The organism is Streptomyces sp. NPDC002742, assembly GCF_042888885.1.
Lineage (GTDB): Bacteria > Actinomycetota > Actinomycetes > Streptomycetales > Streptomycetaceae > Streptomyces.
This window is the reverse complement of the sequence record NZ_JBIAQF010000020.1, coordinates 42,054-57,957: the sequence shown is the minus strand read 5'-3', so window position 1 is coordinate 57,957 and position 15,904 is coordinate 42,054. Positions and strand designations below refer to the sequence as shown.

Here is a 15,904-nt window from a genome sequence, read left to right as displayed (position 1 = left end):
GCCCGCGATCAGGTCTCCGACAGTCTCGCCGCGCTGCTCGCCCCGCATCGCTGAAGCGGCCCCGGGGCGGACGGAGCGGAGGCAGTCGGCGGCGGCCGGGCGACGGGGACGAGAGCCGCGTTGTTCCGACCGTTCGGCGCTGGAGGGCCGGAACCGGATCAACGGGCCCTGCGTCGTCGTCTCGTGTGACGTCGTGCGGGTGGCCACGATGCGAGGAGATGCCGACTGGAGCATGAGCGGACGATGAGGCCGGACAGCATTGCAGTACTCGCGAAGCAGGACGAGAAATCTCGGCGGTTGCCTCACGGGTGGGTGACGCCAAGGACAGAGACCCCAGGAAAGTCAGGTTGGAGGGAAGGGCGCATTCTGGCGCTGCTTTCCATACTGGTCACGTTTCTGCTGGTCTTTCATGCCGCTGTCCCCAATACGCTCGGCCGTCTGGGCAGCCTTCTCGAGACATTTCTTCCCTGGCTCGGTTTGACCGTCCCGGGGCTGCTGGCCTTGGCATTCCTGCGACGCTCCTTCGTCGCATTGATCGCGTTGCTGCTGCCCGTTGTCGCCTGGATGAGTCTTTTCGGCGGCCTCCTGCTTCCCAGCCACGACCCGGCAGGCGAGTTGACTGCGCTTCAGCACAATGTCAGCGATGAGAATCCGGACCCGGCAGCCACCGCGAGGGTCCTGATCAGGGCTCAAGCCGACCTCGTCGCCCTGGAGGAGCTGACGCCTTCTGCTTTGCCGGCCTTCGCGGCGGCCATGGCGTCGGACTATCCCCACCATGCGACAAGGGGCACGGTCGGACTCTGGTCCAAGTACCCGCTCTCCGACGTGCGGCTGGTGGACATCAGGCCGGAGGGAGTCGGGGATGGCTGGAACCGCGGACTGAGGGCGACGGCCACGACGGCACAGGGCGATGTCGCTGTCTATGTGGCTCACCTGCCCTCAGTGCGCCTCGGCCTGGGGAACGGATTCAGTTCCGAACGGCGGGACGAGAGCGCAGTTCTCCTGGGTGAAGCGATCGCCGCTGAGCGGCTGGAAAAGGTGATTCTGCTCGGGGACCTCAACAGCACCGTGGACGACCGCGGGCTGGCACCGGTCAGCTCGCAGATGAACGCAGCCGGCTCGGGGTTCGCGTTCAGCTGGCCCGCAGCCCTGCCTATGGCTCGGATCGACCAGATCATGGCCCGCTCGGCTGAAGTCACCGATGTGTGGTCGTTGCCTGCGACAGGGAGCGACCACTTGCCGATAGCGGCTCACGTCAGGCTGTGAATCACATGGGGAGAGCGTGCGGTTCTTCTTCCACACCTTCAGGTCCGCGCGCGGCATCGCGTCTCGCGGGTGGGCCGCCGATCACCGTCACTCGCTGCTGGCGCGCAGGGCGAGGTCTCGTAGCACCTGGGCGGAGGGGACTTCGGGATCGCCGCGATCGTGTTCTTCGGCGAGCTGGTGGAAGGCGGCGACGAACGCCCCGAAGGCGGTGAAGATCGGGCCGCTCATCGCTTGGGCGATGGCGTTGGCGACCTCCTGCGGGGCGGCGTCGTCGTCGATGTCCACGCTCCTCGGGAAGATGTCCTTCACCAGTTCGTTGAGCAGGACGTCGCTTTCGTCGTCGGGTTCGGGTGCGTCGTCCCCGACGTACTCACGTGTCTTGGTGAGGATCGCGACGACGCGGGTCATCACTTCTTCGTCGTTCATGGGAGGAGCCTAGATCCTGGAGACGTGGACCGACCGACCGGCTGTTCGGCCGGCCGGTGAACCGGGTCCACAGGCGGGCCGAACCCGCGGCCTCGTCCGTCAGCCTTCTTCGGCGAGCACGTCGTCGAGCGGAAAGGGCGGGGACGGGTGCCATTCGCGATCAGCCGGCGGTCCCGGGTGCGGCACCACGAAGCGATGCCTGCCGGACTCGATCTCCCTGGCTTGCCGACCCGGCAGGACGACTGTCGCGACCGACCCGGTCGGCACGGTGACGTCGACGCGGAGTTCGCCGTCGGCCCTCTCCCACGCGACCTCGGCCAGGCCGTAGGGAGTGCGGTGCGCCGTGCGTGCCCACGAGATCCTTCCCCCGGGCCGCGGCTCGACCCACAGCGACCGGTACCCCGGCGAGCCGGGCCCGAGCCCGGCGACCACCCGATGCATCCAGTCGGCCACCGCGCCGAGGGCGTAGTGGTTGAAGGAGGTCATCTCCCCGGGGTTGACCGAACCGTCGGGGAGCATGGAGTCCCAGCGTTCCCAGATCGTGGTGGCTCCCATCGTCACCGGATACAGCCAGGAGGGGCACTCGGTCTGGAGCAGCATCTGGTACGCGTCGTCGATCGCTCCCGCGGACGTGAGGGCGTCGCAGATCAGCGGGGTACCGAGGAAGCCGGTGGCGACCTTGTGGCCCTTCTCCCGCACCAGCCGGACCAGTTGGCGGGCGGCACGCGCGCGCTGTTCGGGGTCGGGGAGCAAAGCGAACTCGAGGGCCAGGGCGTAACCCGTCTGTCCGGAGCTCGCGATCCGGCCGCCCTGCGTCACGAACTCGTCGTGGAACGCCTGCCGGACCCCGTTGGCGAGGTCGGCGTACTTGGCCGCGTCCGCCTCCTCGCCGATCACCGCGGCGATCCGGGACAGCAGGCCGGCGACGTGCGCGCGGTAGGCGGTGGCCACCAGGTGCGCGTCGGTCTCGGCCTGCCAGGGCGCGTCCGGGGGTGCCGCCGGGTCGAGCCAGTCGCCGAGCTGCAACTCCGGCTTGTCGAAGAGGCCGGCCGGCCCCAGCGACACGGTCAGGCCGTCGACCCAGGCCCGCATGCTCGGGTACTGGCGACGGAGCAGCCCCGCATCGCCGAACCGCTGATGGAGCACCCAGGGGACGATCACCGCGGCGTCACTCCAGCCCGCTGTCGGAGCCGGTTCCGCGAACGGGCCCGGGAAATCGATCCGCGGCACGAACAGCGGGACGACGCCCTTCGCGGTCTGGTCCGCGGCGAGATCGGCCAGCCAGGAGGTGAGCAGGCCGGCGCAGTCGAAGAGGTAGGCGGCCGTGGGCGCGAAGACCTGGATGTCACCGGTCCAGCCCAGGCGCTCGTCGCGCTGCGGACAGTCGGTGGGGACGTCGACGAAGTTGCCGCGCATCCCCCGCACGACGTTCTCGTGGAGCCGGTTGAGCAAAGGGTCGGAGCACTCGAACCAGCCGGTGCGGCGCATGTCCGAGTGGTGGACGACCGCCGTCGCCTCAAGTTCGTCGTAGTCGCCGCTCACCTCGGCGTAGCGAAAGCCGTGACAGGTGAAGGACGGCTCCCAGCGCTCGCCGTCGGCATCCCCGGCGAGCACGTACCGGTCCGTGGCCGTGGCCGTGCGCAGCGGTCGCACCCCGAGCTCCCCGCTCTCGAGCACCTCGGCATGGCGCAGGGTGACGGTCGCGCCGCGCCGGCCGCACACCCGGATGCGGAGTCGTCCGACCAGGTTCTGGCCGAAGTCGAGGACGGTACGGCCCGAGGGAGTGGTGATCGTGGTGACCGGCACTCGCTCCTCGACCGCCCGGACAGGCGGCCCCGACGGAGCCACCAGGGTGGCGGGGTCGCGCTCGCCGCGGCGCACACCGTCCCAATCCAGGTCATCGAATCCGGGACATGACCAGCCGGGGAGCGCCATCGTCGCGTCGTAGGTCTCGCCCTCGTAGAGATCCGCGGACCGGATCGGTCCTGTCGAGGTGCGCCAGCCCTCGTCGGTGGGGATCACCTGACGCCGGCCGTCGGCGTAGTCGATCTCGAGTTGGGCGAGCAGGCCCAGCGAGCCGCCGTAGGTGTCGCGCCACCCGGGCACGAACCCGACCCGGCCTCGCCACCAGCCGTCGGCGACCTGCACCCCGATCGCGTTCTCACCGGCGCGCACCTGCCGGGTGACGTCGTAGGTCTGGTAGCGCAGCCGATGGTGGTAGCTGGTCCACCCCGGGGCGAGGGCGTCGTCGCCGACCCGCTCGCCGTTGAGTTCGGCCACGTAGAGCCCGTGCGCGGTGATGTAGAGGCGGGCACGGGCGATCTCGCCGTCGGCGACGAAGGAGCGGCGCAGGAGTGCCGCCGGTCCACGCTCGTCCGCGGCAGGCTCGATCAGCGTGGCCTTCCAGTCGTGGGCGCCGAGACCGCGTTCCACACTGACCGGGTCACTCCAGTCCGAGACCTCGCCGTCGGTGCCGATGACGCGGACCCGGACCTCGCGCGCTTCGCGGGACGCCAGTGGCCTCGCGGGCCACGGCACCAGCACGGAGTCGGCCGAGTCGACATGGAAGAACTCGTCGCCGATGGTCAGCTCGTAGGCGGCCTGTCGCCATCCCTGCTGACCCGCGACCTGCCAGGAGAGCCGCGGGCGGTCCTCCCCGATGCCGAGCGGATCGTCGCGATGTTCGAAACGGACGGCGGAGACCTCATCCACGGCGCAGCTCCGCGACCAGGTCGCCGTAGCGGCCCGCGCTCGGCTTCGGTGTGCGCTCGAAGGTGACGGGGTCGAAGCCGTGCAGCCCGAGCTTGGGCCCGAAGCCGAAGATCCACTCGAAGTTGTCCACAAGAGTCCAGTGGAAGTAGCCGAGCACCGGGACACCGCCGTCCATCGCCTGCTGCAGACCTGCCAGCGACGGCTCGATGAAAGCGGCGCGCTTCGTGTCGTCGTCCGCCTGCATGCCGTGCTCGGTGACCAGGACCGGCACGCCGCTCACCGTGTGGGCGTACCGCGCGCAACTGCCGAGCGACGCCGGGTCGGTACGGTTCATCACTCCGCCCTCGGCGGGTGTGCCGTCGGGGTTCACCGCACGCTTCGCGTCGTAGTGGTGCCGCTCGTAGTTCTGGACGCCGATGAAGTCGTCCTCGCGGGCGATCTCCAGCCAGGGCTGGTAGACCTCGGCGCGCTTGCGGTCCCGCAGGGTGGGATCCGGGCCGTGGACGAGGTCGTCCACGATCGCGATCGACAGACCGACGGGAAGATCCGCGCGACGCGCCTTGATCGCCGCACGGGCCGCCCGGTGCCCCGCGGCCTGGCCCGCCAGCAGAGCGCCGGCCTCCTCGGGGAGCGTGATGTTGGTGAGGCGGTAGCGCTCGACGCCGGCCGCCCGGGTGCAGGCCTCCAGCGTCGCCCGCTCCAGGTCCCGGACGAAGTCGGGCAGCCCGGCCCAGGCCAGCATCGGCGGCAGGTTGGGTTCGTTCATCGTCACCGCCACCGCGATCCGGTCACCGAAGGCCGCCATGATCCGATCGCAGAAGCGCGCGAACCGTTCCGGGGCTTCGGCGTCCAGCCATCCGCCGCGCGCGGCGAACCAGTGCGGGGCGACGAAGTGGTGGAACGTGACGACGGGCGCCAGACCCCGTTCGACGCAGTGGTCGACGATCGCCTCGTAGTGGGCCACCGCGGCGGCGGAGAACTCGCCTTCGACGGGCTCGACGCGCGCCCACTCGACGGAGAAGCGGTAGGCGTTGAGGTTCATGGCGGCGGCCAGGTCGACATCCTCGCGCCAGCGTTCCCAGCCGTCGCACGCCTTGCCCGACCGCTCTTCGAAGACGGTCGGTGTCACGTTCTCGGCGAACCAGCAGTCACTGGCCGCGTTGTCGCCCTCGGTCTGGTGGCCGGCACTGGCCACTCCCCAGAGGAAGTCTGCCGGGAACTGGTGCATGGGATCTCCGTAGTCCATAGGTGGTACGAGGGTCAGTGGGCGGCACGAAGCGCGGCGGCCTCATCGAGGCGATGGCAGGCCGCGGCGGTGTCACCGGTGCCGGTGAGAGGCGGCCGTTCGGTGCGGCAGGGGTCCGCCGCGAGCGGGCACCGGTTCACGAACGGACAGCCCGTCGGTGCTGCCGCGGCGGTCCCGGCCGCGCCGATGCCCAATGCCTCGCGCGCGGTGCGACGGCGCGCCTGCTCGGCCGGATGGGGCACGGGTGCCGCCGCGGTCAGCGCCACGGTGTACGGGTGACGTGGGTCCTGGGTCACCGACTCGACATCGCCCTGCTCCATCACCTGGCCGCGGTAGAGAACCACGACCCGCTGGGAGAGGAACCGGACGACGCCCAGGTCGTGCGCGATGAAGAGCAGCGCGAGTTGTCGCCGGTCACGCAGATCGGCCAGCAGGTTGAGCACCTGCGCCTGGGTGGAGAGATCGAGAGCGCTGACCGGCTCGTCGAGCACGATCACCCTCGGGTCGCAGACCAGGGCGCGGGCGATCGCCACTCGCTGACGCTGGCCACCGGAGAGCTGCGCCGGACCGCGGTCGATCGCGTCGTTCGGGAGACCGACCGCTTCGAGGGCGTCTCGGGCCCGCTGCCACTGTTCATGCTTCGGGACGCGCAGCACCCGTAGCGGCTCCACCAGGGTCCGGCCGATGCTCTGGGCCGGGTTGAGCGAGGAGTAGGGGTCCTGGAAGACCGCGCGCAGGTCGATGGCGCTGACCCGCCGCTGTCGCAGCGAGGCCTTGGTGATGTCCGTCCCGTTCAGCGTGATCGACCCGGAACTCGCCGCCTGAAGTCCCAGGATCGCCTTGCCGATGGTCGACTTGCCGGAGCCGGACTCACCGACCAGCCCGAGGGTCTCGCCCGGCGCGATGTCGAAGCTGACCCCGTCGACGGCGGGAGGCGTCCGGTGACGAGGTCCGTAGTGGACGACGAGATCCCGCACGCGGAGGGCTGACTGGTTCATCGGACGGCTCCGGATTCGTTCGGCACGGGCGCGCCGGGCGCCGGGGCCGGCGGATGGACGCAGCGCGCGGTTCCCGCGCCGTGCGCCGGCGCCGCCGCGATCGGCTCATGGCATTCGGGGGCGACCAGGGGACACCGGCTCGCGAACCGGCAGCCCGTGGGCCAGTCCTTCGGCGCCGGCACCGTGCCCGGGATCGAGGGCAGCCGGTCCGGGACCTCCTCCCCCTGCGGGATATGGGGGTTCGCGCTCAGCAGCGCGCTCGTGTAGGGATGCGCGGGCTGGTCCAGGACCTCGGCCACGCTCCCGGACTCGACCACTTGACCGGCGTACATGACGGCGACGTCGTCGCACAGGTCCGCCACCACACCGAGGTCGTGACTGACCAGGACGACCGACAGGCCGGTGCCGCGCACCAGTGAGCGCAGCAGGCTGAGGATCTCGGCCTGCACGATCACGTCCAGAGCGGTGGTCGGCTCGTCGGCGATCAGGAGTTTCGGCGAGCCGGTGAGCGCGAGGGCGATGCAGACTCGCTGGGCCATGCCGCCTGACAGCGCGTGCGGGTGACTGCGCAGAATCCGCTCGGGGTCGACGATGCCGACCTGGGTGAGCAGGTCGAGCGCCATGCGGCGGGCCTCTCCGCGGCCGACTCCGCGGAAGCGGCGGATGGGCCGGGTGAGCTGATGGCCGATGGAGAACATCGGGTCGAGCGCGACCGTCGGCTCCTGTGAGATCAGCGCGATGTCCCGCCCGCGGACGGCCTGGTACTCCTTGTCGGACAGCCCGACCAGCTCCCGGCCCTCGAAGAGGATGGAGCCGCCGCTGACCTCGACGCCGTCGGGCAGCAGTCCCATCAGCGATCGTGCGGTCATCGTCTTGCCGCACCCGGACTCGCCGACCAGGCCGAGCACGGTTCCGGGCCGGACCGACACCGAGACACCGGTGACCAGTTCCGTTCCCTCCACGACGCCGACGTGCAGATCGCGCACGGCGAGCAGGGCTCCGTCGGTACGGGGGGACGCCTCGCCCGCGGCCGGAGCCGCCGGAGGCCGGTCCGCTCGTCGCGCGGGGCGTCGGGCGGGAGCGGTCCGTTCCCGCTCACCGGCCAGGGCGTCGGCGATCTGGTTGGCCGCGATCACGGTCAGCGCGAGCACGACACCGGTGGGAACCATCATCCAGGCGTCGTCGTAGATGTGCTGCTGAGCGTCACCGATGAGACCGCCCCAGCTCGGCGCGGGTATGGCGGGCCCATATCCCATGAAGGCCAGGCCCGCCTCGATCAGGATGCCGAGCGCGAAGAGCTGCGCCGCCTGGACGGCGATCGTGGTCGCCATGCCCGGCAGCACGTGACGCACGTTCACCAGGAGGGAGCCGACGCCGTTCACCTTCGCCGCGTCGACATAGAGGCGGGTGCGCAGCGACTGGGCCAGCGCGAGCAGGATCCTGTACACCGGCGCCGCGAGCAGCAGGCCGAGGACGGCCATGATGGCCCAGACATGGACGCCCACCGCGCCGACGAAGGCGAGCAGGATCACGGTGGTCGGCAGTGCCAGGAGCAGCTCGGCGACGCGGCTGCCGGTCCGTTCGACCCCGCGACCGTGCTCGGCCGCGAGCAACGCCGTCGGCACGCCGACGCAGAACGCCACCGTCACGGCCAGTAGTGCCGGGCCGATCGAGATCCAGCCGCCGGTGACGATCCGGGAGAAGATGTCGCGGCCCAGTTCGTCGGTGCCGAGCCAGTGCGTTCCCGAAGGGCCGGTCAGGGCGTGGGCGAGGTCCTGCCGGTCGACGGGGACCGGCACCCACCAGCGCGCGGTCGCCGAGGCGATCACGATCGAGACCAGCCAGGCGAGGGCGAGCACGGTGCCGGGGCGGCGCAGCGAGGCCGGCAGGGGGCGTCGGCCGGGCGTCGGCTCGGACGCCGGGGGCAGCTGGACGGGTTCGGTGAAGGCGTTCACGCGGCACGAACCTTCGGGTCGAGGGCGGCGAGGACGAGGTCGAGGAGCAGGTTGGTGACGACCACGACCATGGTCGCGATGACGACGACGCCCTGGACCGCGGGGAAGTCGTGGGTGTTGATCGCGGCCTGTGCGGCCTGGCCCAGACCCGGCAGCGCGAAGAGCTGCTCGATGATGACCGAGCCGCCGAAGAGGGCGATGAACTGGATGCCGAGCACCGACACCACCGGCGCGGCGGCGAAGCGGAGCGCGTGCAGGTAGCGGATCCGCCAGACCGGCGTGCCGAGGGCCCGCAGGGTGCGGATGTGCTCCTGCCGCAGCGCGTTGACCATGCCGGCCCTGGTCGTGCGCGCGATGATCGCGGCTCCCGTCAGCCCCAGCGCCAGCACCGGGAGAACGAGACTTCGGAGGTACTGCGTCGGCGAGGTCAAGAACCCGACATAGCCGGTGGCGGGCAGCAGATGCGCCTTCACCGAGAGCAGATAGACCAGCACGATGCCGAGCCAGAACTGCGGCAGGGAGAGCATGATCCCGCTGGTCACCGTGATCAGACGATCGGGTCGGCCTCGGCGCACCGCCGCCACGACTCCGGCCAGGATCCCCAGGATCCCGCTGAACAGGGTCGCGAAGACGGCCGTCGAGGCGGTGACCGGTATGCGCTGCGTCAGGTCCGGCCAGATGCCGCGACCGTCGATCAACGAGACCCCGAGGTCGCTGCGGACGGCGTGTCCGAGCCAGCTGGCGTACTGGACGACGAGCGGACGGTCCCAGCCGAGCCGGACGTTCTCCGCGGCGATCTGGGCCCTGGTCGCCCCCTCCCCGGCGGTGATGGCTCCCGGGCTGCCGCCGGAGGCGTGCACCAGGAGGAAGCTCAGCGCGGACGCCACCAGGACGGTGACGACGCCGAGCCCGATACGACGGGCGACGTAGGTGAACATGACGTGAGTTCCTTTCCGAGATCACGGCACCGGGCGCGCTGTCCCGTCGGTCGGCCGAAGGTCCTGAGGACCGCCGGCCGACCCGCGGGTGCGGTCAGGCGACCGGCTTGAACGAGCTGAGCAGCGGGTAGCCGTCGGTGCCGGGATAGGTCGGCGCCTTGAGCACCTTGGCGTTGTAACCGGCGTACGCGTACTGCTCGGCGACCGGGACCAGCCAGCCCTCGTCGATCAGTGAGCCGTTCAGCTTCTTCAGCGCGGCGGGGTGGTCCGAGCCGGAGGCGTTCGACGCCGCCCCCAGCGCGGCCCCGATCACCGGGTCCTGCGTCTTGTGCGGGTTCGCGAAGCCTCCGACGAGAACCCCTGCGGTGACGCCGATCTCGTTGCTCATCGTCAGGGGGATGAAGCCCAGCGGTTGGGTGTTGACCGCCGCGAAGAGCTGGCCGGTCGAGGTGGTGACGTCGATCTTCATGTCGACGCCGATCGCCTTGAACTCGTTCTGCAGGAACTCCAGCGCGGCCTGATCGGTCGGGCTGGCGGTGATGGTGAACGAGAACCCGTTCGGGTAGCCGGCCTTTCTCAGCGTCTGCTTCGCCTTGGCGACGTCGTAGGAGTACCGGGTGTTCAGCGTGGGGTCGTAGCCGGGCGAGGACTTGGGGAAGGCGTTGGCTGTCGGCTCGGCGCCCTTCGCCACGGTCTTGACGAAGGTGTTCCGGTCGATCGCGTAGCTCAGTGCCAGACGAACGTCCTTGTCGGCGAACGGCTTCGAGCTCACCCCGGTCTTGTCGAAGACCAGCAGGTCCAGCATCGTGCCGCCGTTCCTGACCAGCGAGACGTGGTTGGACGCTGCCGTCTTCTCCGTGGAGGTGTCGATGAGCGACGCGTCCGTCTGGCCGGAGATCTGTGCGTTCAGACGAGCGTTCTTGTCCAGGTACGGCTTGTAGACGATCGTCCGGAACGGGTAGGTGCCCGTCCTTGTGCCGGGCCGGCGGCTCATCGTGTAACTGCTGCCCTTGACCGCGGCGTTCATCTTGTACGGGCCCGAGCCGTCCGGACCCTGGTTGAGCAGGCTCGGGTCACTGATCGCCTTCGCCCCGACGATCGTCCCGGGGACGCCCGCGAGGTTCGTCTGGAACGACCCCTGGGCGGCGGGGAAGGTGAGCACCACGGTGTTCGCGCTCGGGGCCCTGACGTCAGTGATCTCGGTCGAGCCGCCCTTGGCGAAGCCGGAGTAGGCCTGGAGCTTGGAGTTGCTGCGACGGTCGAGGTTCGCCTTGACCAGTTCGGCGGTGAGCTTGGAGCCGTCGGTGAAGGTGACACCGGACTTGAGCTTCAGCGTCATCCGGGTCTTGGACTTGTCGTAGCTGAAGCTCGAGACGAGCTCGGGGACGGGCTGTCCGTCGGCGCCCTCCGCGAAGAGCGACTGGTAGACCGACTCGTAGAACAGTCGCTGGCCGCCGCCGTAGAGCAGCGGGTCGTAGCCCTGCGGTGCCGGGTCGGAGTCGTAGCCGAGGGTGAGCGTGCTGCTCGAAGCACGATTGTCGCTGTTCGCCGAAGAGCCGCACGCCGCCAGAGAGACGGTGGCTACCGCCAGGGCCAGTGTGCTGGCCGCCAGACGCTTGAAGGTGAAGCCGGTCATCGAAGCCTCTCGGGTCGTCCGGGTCGGGGCCTTCGCCCAACTTGACGAGAACAATGAGTGGCGCCGGTCACACAAGTCAGCAATGATTGCCATTGATTGAAACGCGCCCTTAATCGGAAGGTGCTATTTCGTGAGCGAGACGGCTACCGCCCCGGCCCCACGCCGGGGCAAGCGACCACCGCAGGGAGAACCGGTCGTCGACCGGGCGCTGTCGCTGCTCGAGACGTTCGACGCGACGCGGCGGCACCTGACCTTGCGCGAGCTGAGCGTCCTCAGCAGCATTCCGGTCAGCACGACATTGCGGCTGGCCAACCGGCTGCTCGCCTGGGGTGCTCTCGAACGGGACGAAGCCGGCCGGTACTCGATCGGCCTGCGGCTGCTGGAGGTTGCCTCACTCGCTCCGCGCGGTCATGGTCTGCGCCAGACAGCTCTGCCCTTCATGAGCGACCTGGGAGCGGTCACGCGTCAGCACGTGCAGCTCGCGGTCCGCGACGGTCTGGAGGCGACACTGGTCGAGCGTCTCTCGGCGCACAGGGCGGTCCAGGTGCGGTACCGGGTCGGCGGCAAGATGCCCCTGCACGCGACGGGCATGGGGCTGGCCCTCCTCGCCTTCGCGCCCGGCGAGGTGCAGGACGAACTGCTCGCGCGGCCGCTGCACAGCGAGCCGGACAAGGCGCTGATTCCGGCCGCGGCGATGCGGCGCACGCTCGCCGAGGTGCGCAAGGAGCGGGTGGCCATCTTCCGGCGTACCGAGCTGGAGACGCTGGTGGCGGTGGCGGCGCCGATCTTCGACGAGCACGACGAAGCGGTCGCCGCGATCGGCGTACTGCTCCCCGAACGGGAGGCGCAGCCACGCCGGCTCACCTACGCGGTGCGCATCGCCGCGCAGGGCATCTCGCGCGCCCTCGGCGCCCCCAGCGCGGCCCTGCCACCGGCGGCACTCAGTTCGTGAAGGTGTGCCGGCCAGGGCCGACCACAGCCGCCTCCCCGTTGGGCAGGACGACCTCGGCGGTCGTGCCCGGGGGCACGACGACCTCCAGAAGCAACCGGCCGCCACTGAGTTGCCAGGCCGAACCGACGCGCCCATAGGGCGAGTCGAGCGCTGCGGAGGCCGCGGTGAGACCGCCGCCCGGGAGCGGGGCCACCCGGAAGCGGCGGTAGGCCGGATCGAGGGGCCGCAGCCCCGCGGTGTGGCGGTGGAGGAAGCTGATCACCGCTCCCTTCGAGTAGTGGTTGAGCGACTCGTGGGGTGTGCCGTCGTCCGCGATCCCGTTCCAGCGCTCCCACATCGTGGTCGCGCCGCGATCGAGCATGTGCAGCCAGGACGGCGGACCGTCCTGGAACAGGAGCTCGTAGGCAAGATCCGTCTCGCCGTGTTCGGCCAGCACCGGCAGGAGGAAGGGCGTCGCCAGGAAGCCGGTGCCGACATGGGTGTCCGCGGCCCGGACGAGGCCGACAAGCTGCGCCACGGCGTTCGGCACGGCCTCCTTCGGGATGAGCCCGAAGGTCAGCGCTCGCGCGAGGTTGGCCTGTGTGGCCGGGCGCACCGTGCCGTCGGCGGCGAGGAACTCGGTGCGCCAGGCGGCAATGACGCGGTCGGCGAGCTCGGCGTACCGCGCAGCCTCCGCCGGCTTGTCGAGCACCTCGGCGATACGGGCCATCAGCCCCGCCGAATGCGCGAAGTACGCCGTGGCGACATCGCTCTTGTCGCCGGCGACGAAGGCACCGAAGTCGTCGACCTCGTTGCCCGGCTCCAGCCACTCACCCCAGTGGAAGCCCGTGTCCCACAGGTAGCGCTCGTGCGCCGCCTCGGGGCCGGTGCGACCGGGGTGCCGCCCGGCGGCGGTCATCCGCTCGGCACGGCCGACCCAGCGCACCATGTTCGGCCACAGATCGGCCAGGATCCGCTCGTCGCCGTACGCGCGGTACAGCTCCCACGGCACGATGACGACGGCGTCACCCCAGCCGGCCGAACCCTGCAACGCCGCGGTGGGACCGTGCGGGCCCTCCGCGGGGCCGTGCGGCGAGATGTTGGCGATCGTGCCGTCGGGCCATTGCTCGATCGCGACGTCGCCCAGCCATCTGGCCGAGAATCCGGCGACGTCGAACAGGAACGCGGCCGTCGGCGCGTAGAGCTGCCAGTCGCCGGTCCACCCCGCCCGCTCCCGGTGGGGACAGTCGGTGGGGATCTCGCAGGCGTTGGCGCGGAAGCTCCACACGGCGGCTTCGTGGAGCCGGTTGATCCGGTCGTCGCTGCACGAGAACCACCCGGTGCGGCGCAGATCGCTGTGCACCACGACGCCCGTGACATCCTCCGGTGTCAGATCGTCGGGATGCCCCTCGATGGTGACGTACTGGAAGCCGTGTGTCGTGTGCCGCGGCTCGAACACGTCTCCGGGCCGACCGGCGGAGATGACGCGGTCGACCTGCCCGGCGGGCAGCGGCGCGGGCAGGAACGGCACCGCGGGTCTGAGATGGTCGGTGGTGAGATCGCCGTCCGGATCGAGCGCCTCCCCGTGCACGAGCGTCACGTCGCTGCCCGCCGGGCCGAGGTTGCTCAGACGGACCCAGCCGTTGATGTTCTGGCCCAGGTCGACCAGTTGCCGATCGTCGGCGCGTCGTACGACCGACCTCGGCCGTAGCTCTTGGATGCGTCGCGTCGGTGGCGCCGACGACCAGAACAGCGTCTCGTAGCCCAGGTCGGCCGGCTCCACGGGGCGCCGTCCGACCGCGTCGGTGGCCCGCCGGTCGTCGGTCACACCGTCGATCAGGTCGGCGCGGGCGAGGCTCGACGGCCGTGACTCCCAGCCCGCGTCCGTCCCGAACACCTCGGTGGCGCCGTCGGCGTACTCCACATGCAACTGTGCGAGGAACGACGTGCGTTCGCCCCACTGATCGACGGCACGGAAGATCCCGACCTGACCGCGGAACCAGCCGTCGCTGAGCAGCGCCGTCCAGGTGACCGACCCCGGCCGGAGCAGCGGGGTGACGTCGAAGGCCTGAACCGGCACCCTGGCGGAGTAGTGCGTGTACCCGGGGGTCAACTCCAGATCGCCGACCCGGACCCCGTCGAGGAAGGTCTCGTAGAGACCATGCGCCGTCGCGTACAGCCGAGCGCGGCGCAGCGGCCGCCGGATGACCAGGCGAGCACGCAACTCATAAGCGGGGCGCGGGACTTGGGGGAGCGGGTCGGGTTCGCTGGGCCGGATCCACGAGGCGGTCCAATCCTCGGCGGCGAGCAGGCCCGTCTCGAAACTCGCCGCGGCGGACCAGCCGGACTCCCCTCGATCGGTCCGCACCCGCACCCGCCAGCTCACCGGCTGCGCCGACCCGACCGGATCGAACGGCCATGCCTCAAGGACACTCCCGGCGGACTCGACCCAGTCCGAGAAGTGCGCCACGCCACCGAACTCCGCCCGGATCCGGTACGCCGTCTGGGCGAGCGTGTTCTCCGGGAGCCGCCACGACAGCCGGGGCGCGGGTTCACCGAGCCCGAGCGGAGAACCGAGATGTTCGACGGCCAGCGCGGTCGGCGCGCTCATGCCCTGACCGGCACAGGCCCGCCGACCGTGGCTGCGATCAGGTCCAGCGCGTCGGCGGTCGGCCCCAACGTGGCCGGGAGATTGAGGTAGCCGTGCATCATCGAGCGCACCATCACCTGGCGCACGTCCACGCCCGTGGCCGCGAGCGCCGCCGCGAAGGCCTCGCCGGAGACCCTCAGGTCGTCGTACTCGGCGTTGAGCACCAGCGTCGGGCACATCCCTCGCAGGTCGGACAGGATCGGGAAAGCGTATCCGTCGGCCTTGCTGAGCGGGCCGCCGAGGTAGTTCCGGTTGAAGAAGCCGTGTGCCTCCGGCGGGAAGTGGAGCACCTGGGGCACGTGGCTCATCAGCTCGGCCAGCTCGGGTCCGAGCGGCGGGAGCACCGCGTGGGCGACGCCGTAGGCGAAGATCAGGTGGGCGGGGGGCCGGCGGTCCTCGTCGCGCAGCTTCAGGGCGGCTCCGGCGGCGAGGTTCGCGCCCGCGCTGGCCCCGCCGACGGAGATCCATCCGGGATCGACACCCAGATCGGCCGCGTTCTCGCGGACCCAGCGCACCGCGGCCACGACGTCGTCGTGGGGCAGCGGGTAGTGCACGCCGTTCCGGCACAGTCTGTAGTCGACCGAGACCACGACCGCGTCGGCCCGCCGCGCCACCTCCCGCGAGGTCCAGTCCGCCTCGGGCATGTCCAGGTCGCCCATCATGAAGGCGCCGCCGTGCATCCACACGAGTGCGGGGCGCCCGGTCGCTCCTGGACGCTCGCCGTAGATCCGTACCGGCACCGGACCGTGCGGCCCGGGCGCTTCCGCCGCGCGAACCGTGACGTCGGGGACCTCGTAGTCCGGCCAGGACTCGAACGCCACCCGCCGCTCGGCGTACTGCGGGTCCTCGAAGAAGGCTTGCATGCTGGGAACACCCTCGATGTGCGCGAAGCGCTGGAGGGACTCAGGATGAATCGGCATGCGTCGCAGCGTTCCGTTCGCGCTGATCCACGTCACCTGGCCGCTCCATTGAATGGAACGCCAGGACCGACTGAACGGAACGTCAGGACCGGCCCGAGTACCGGAGCCGGCGGACCCGGACCTCGCCCTCGGTCGCGAACCGCCCGACGCCCCGGCCCGTGAACGCCTTGGCGGTCTCGAAGCACCAGTGCCGGCAGGTATTCGAACGACGAGGTGACGAGGTGGT

The 15,904-nt window shown here is 70.5% G+C and carries 11 protein-coding genes; 2 read left to right on the top strand and 9 right to left on the bottom strand.

The genetic code is table 11. The features are described 5' to 3' along the window. Positions 1-243: 243 nt before the first annotated feature. Entirely contained in the window at positions 244-1,266 is a 1,023-nt protein-coding gene (locus ACFYW8_RS30790; RefSeq protein ID WP_389084178.1) for an endonuclease/exonuclease/phosphatase family protein, read from the top strand. An 87-nt stretch (positions 1,267-1,353) separates the two neighbouring features. Here the strand turns inward: ACFYW8_RS30790 and ACFYW8_RS30785 are convergent, their stop codons facing one another. From ACFYW8_RS30785 to ACFYW8_RS30755, 7 genes are all read right to left on the bottom strand, one after another. Continuing rightward, a complete protein-coding gene (locus ACFYW8_RS30785) occupies positions 1,354-1,692 on the bottom strand; it encodes a hypothetical protein (RefSeq protein WP_365879695.1) in 339 nt (112 codons plus the stop codon). Positions 1,693-1,791: 99 nt separating this feature from the next. Further along, positions 1,792-4,404 carry a glycoside hydrolase family 78 protein gene (locus ACFYW8_RS30780; RefSeq protein WP_389084171.1) on the bottom strand — a complete coding sequence of 871 codons (2,613 nt, stop codon included), beginning with the start codon at positions 4,402-4,404 and terminating at the stop codon, positions 1,792-1,794. Further along, entirely contained in the window at positions 4,397-5,632 is a 1,236-nt protein-coding gene (locus ACFYW8_RS30775) for a family 1 glycosylhydrolase (RefSeq protein WP_389084167.1), read from the bottom strand. The genes ACFYW8_RS30780 and ACFYW8_RS30775 overlap by 8 nt, the downstream gene beginning before the upstream one ends. A gap of 32 nt (positions 5,633-5,664) precedes the next feature. Further along, positions 5,665-6,648, bottom strand: a complete 984-nt coding sequence (locus ACFYW8_RS30770; RefSeq protein ID WP_389084162.1) for an ABC transporter ATP-binding protein — start codon at positions 6,646-6,648, stop codon at positions 5,665-5,667. Beyond that, positions 6,645-8,603, bottom strand: coding sequence for a dipeptide/oligopeptide/nickel ABC transporter permease/ATP-binding protein (locus ACFYW8_RS30765; RefSeq protein WP_389084158.1), 1,959 nt, complete (start codon positions 8,601-8,603; stop codon positions 6,645-6,647). Before ACFYW8_RS30765 ends, ACFYW8_RS30770 begins: the two co-directional genes overlap by 4 nt. Next, on the bottom strand, positions 8,600-9,541 hold the full coding sequence (locus ACFYW8_RS30760) for an ABC transporter permease (protein ID WP_389084153.1): 942 nt from the start codon (positions 9,539-9,541) through the stop codon (positions 8,600-8,602). Before ACFYW8_RS30760 ends, ACFYW8_RS30765 begins: the two co-directional genes overlap by 4 nt. 94 nt (positions 9,542-9,635) lie before the next feature. Next, positions 9,636-11,177, bottom strand: a complete 1,542-nt coding sequence (locus ACFYW8_RS30755) for an ABC transporter substrate-binding protein (protein WP_389084148.1) — start codon at positions 11,175-11,177, stop codon at positions 9,636-9,638. Positions 11,178-11,307: 130 nt separating this feature from the next. Between ACFYW8_RS30755 and ACFYW8_RS30750 the strand changes: the two genes are divergently transcribed. Next, positions 11,308-12,129, top strand: a complete 822-nt coding sequence (locus ACFYW8_RS30750; protein WP_389084145.1) for an IclR family transcriptional regulator — start codon at positions 11,308-11,310, stop codon at positions 12,127-12,129. Here ACFYW8_RS30750 and ACFYW8_RS30745 read toward each other — a convergent pair. Then, a complete protein-coding gene (locus ACFYW8_RS30745; protein ID WP_389084141.1) occupies positions 12,119-14,719 on the bottom strand; it encodes a family 78 glycoside hydrolase catalytic domain in 2,601 nt (866 codons plus the stop codon). The genes ACFYW8_RS30750 and ACFYW8_RS30745 overlap by 11 nt on opposite strands. Then, positions 14,716-15,678, bottom strand: coding sequence for an alpha/beta hydrolase (locus ACFYW8_RS30740; protein WP_389084136.1), 963 nt, complete (start codon positions 15,676-15,678; stop codon positions 14,716-14,718). The genes ACFYW8_RS30745 and ACFYW8_RS30740 overlap by 4 nt, the downstream gene beginning before the upstream one ends. Positions 15,679-15,904: the final 226 nt, after the last annotated feature.

Bases quoted from the DNA above. Each gene is read 5' to 3' on its own strand.
- ACFYW8_RS30760 (WP_389084153.1), bottom strand. From the start codon at position 9,541: ATGTTCACCTACGTCGCCCGTCGTATCGGGCTCGGCGTCGTCACCGTC.
- ACFYW8_RS30770 (WP_389084162.1), bottom strand. From the start codon at position 6,648: ATGAACCAGTCAGCCCTCCGCGTGCGGGATCTCGTCGTCCACTACGGA.
- ACFYW8_RS30745 (WP_389084141.1), bottom strand. From the start codon at position 14,719: ATGAGCGCGCCGACCGCGCTGGCCGTCGAACATCTCGGTTCTCCGCTC.
- ACFYW8_RS30740 (WP_389084136.1), bottom strand. From the start codon at position 15,678: ATGCCGATTCATCCTGAGTCCCTCCAGCGCTTCGCGCACATCGAGGGT.
- ACFYW8_RS30755 (WP_389084148.1), bottom strand. From the start codon at position 11,177: ATGACCGGCTTCACCTTCAAGCGTCTGGCGGCCAGCACACTGGCCCTG.
- ACFYW8_RS30790 (WP_389084178.1), top strand. From the start codon at position 244: ATGAGGCCGGACAGCATTGCAGTACTCGCGAAGCAGGACGAGAAATCT.
- ACFYW8_RS30785 (WP_365879695.1), bottom strand. From the start codon at position 1,692: ATGAACGACGAAGAAGTGATGACCCGCGTCGTCGCGATCCTCACCAAG.
- ACFYW8_RS30775 (WP_389084167.1), bottom strand. From the start codon at position 5,632: ATGCACCAGTTCCCGGCAGACTTCCTCTGGGGAGTGGCCAGTGCCGGC.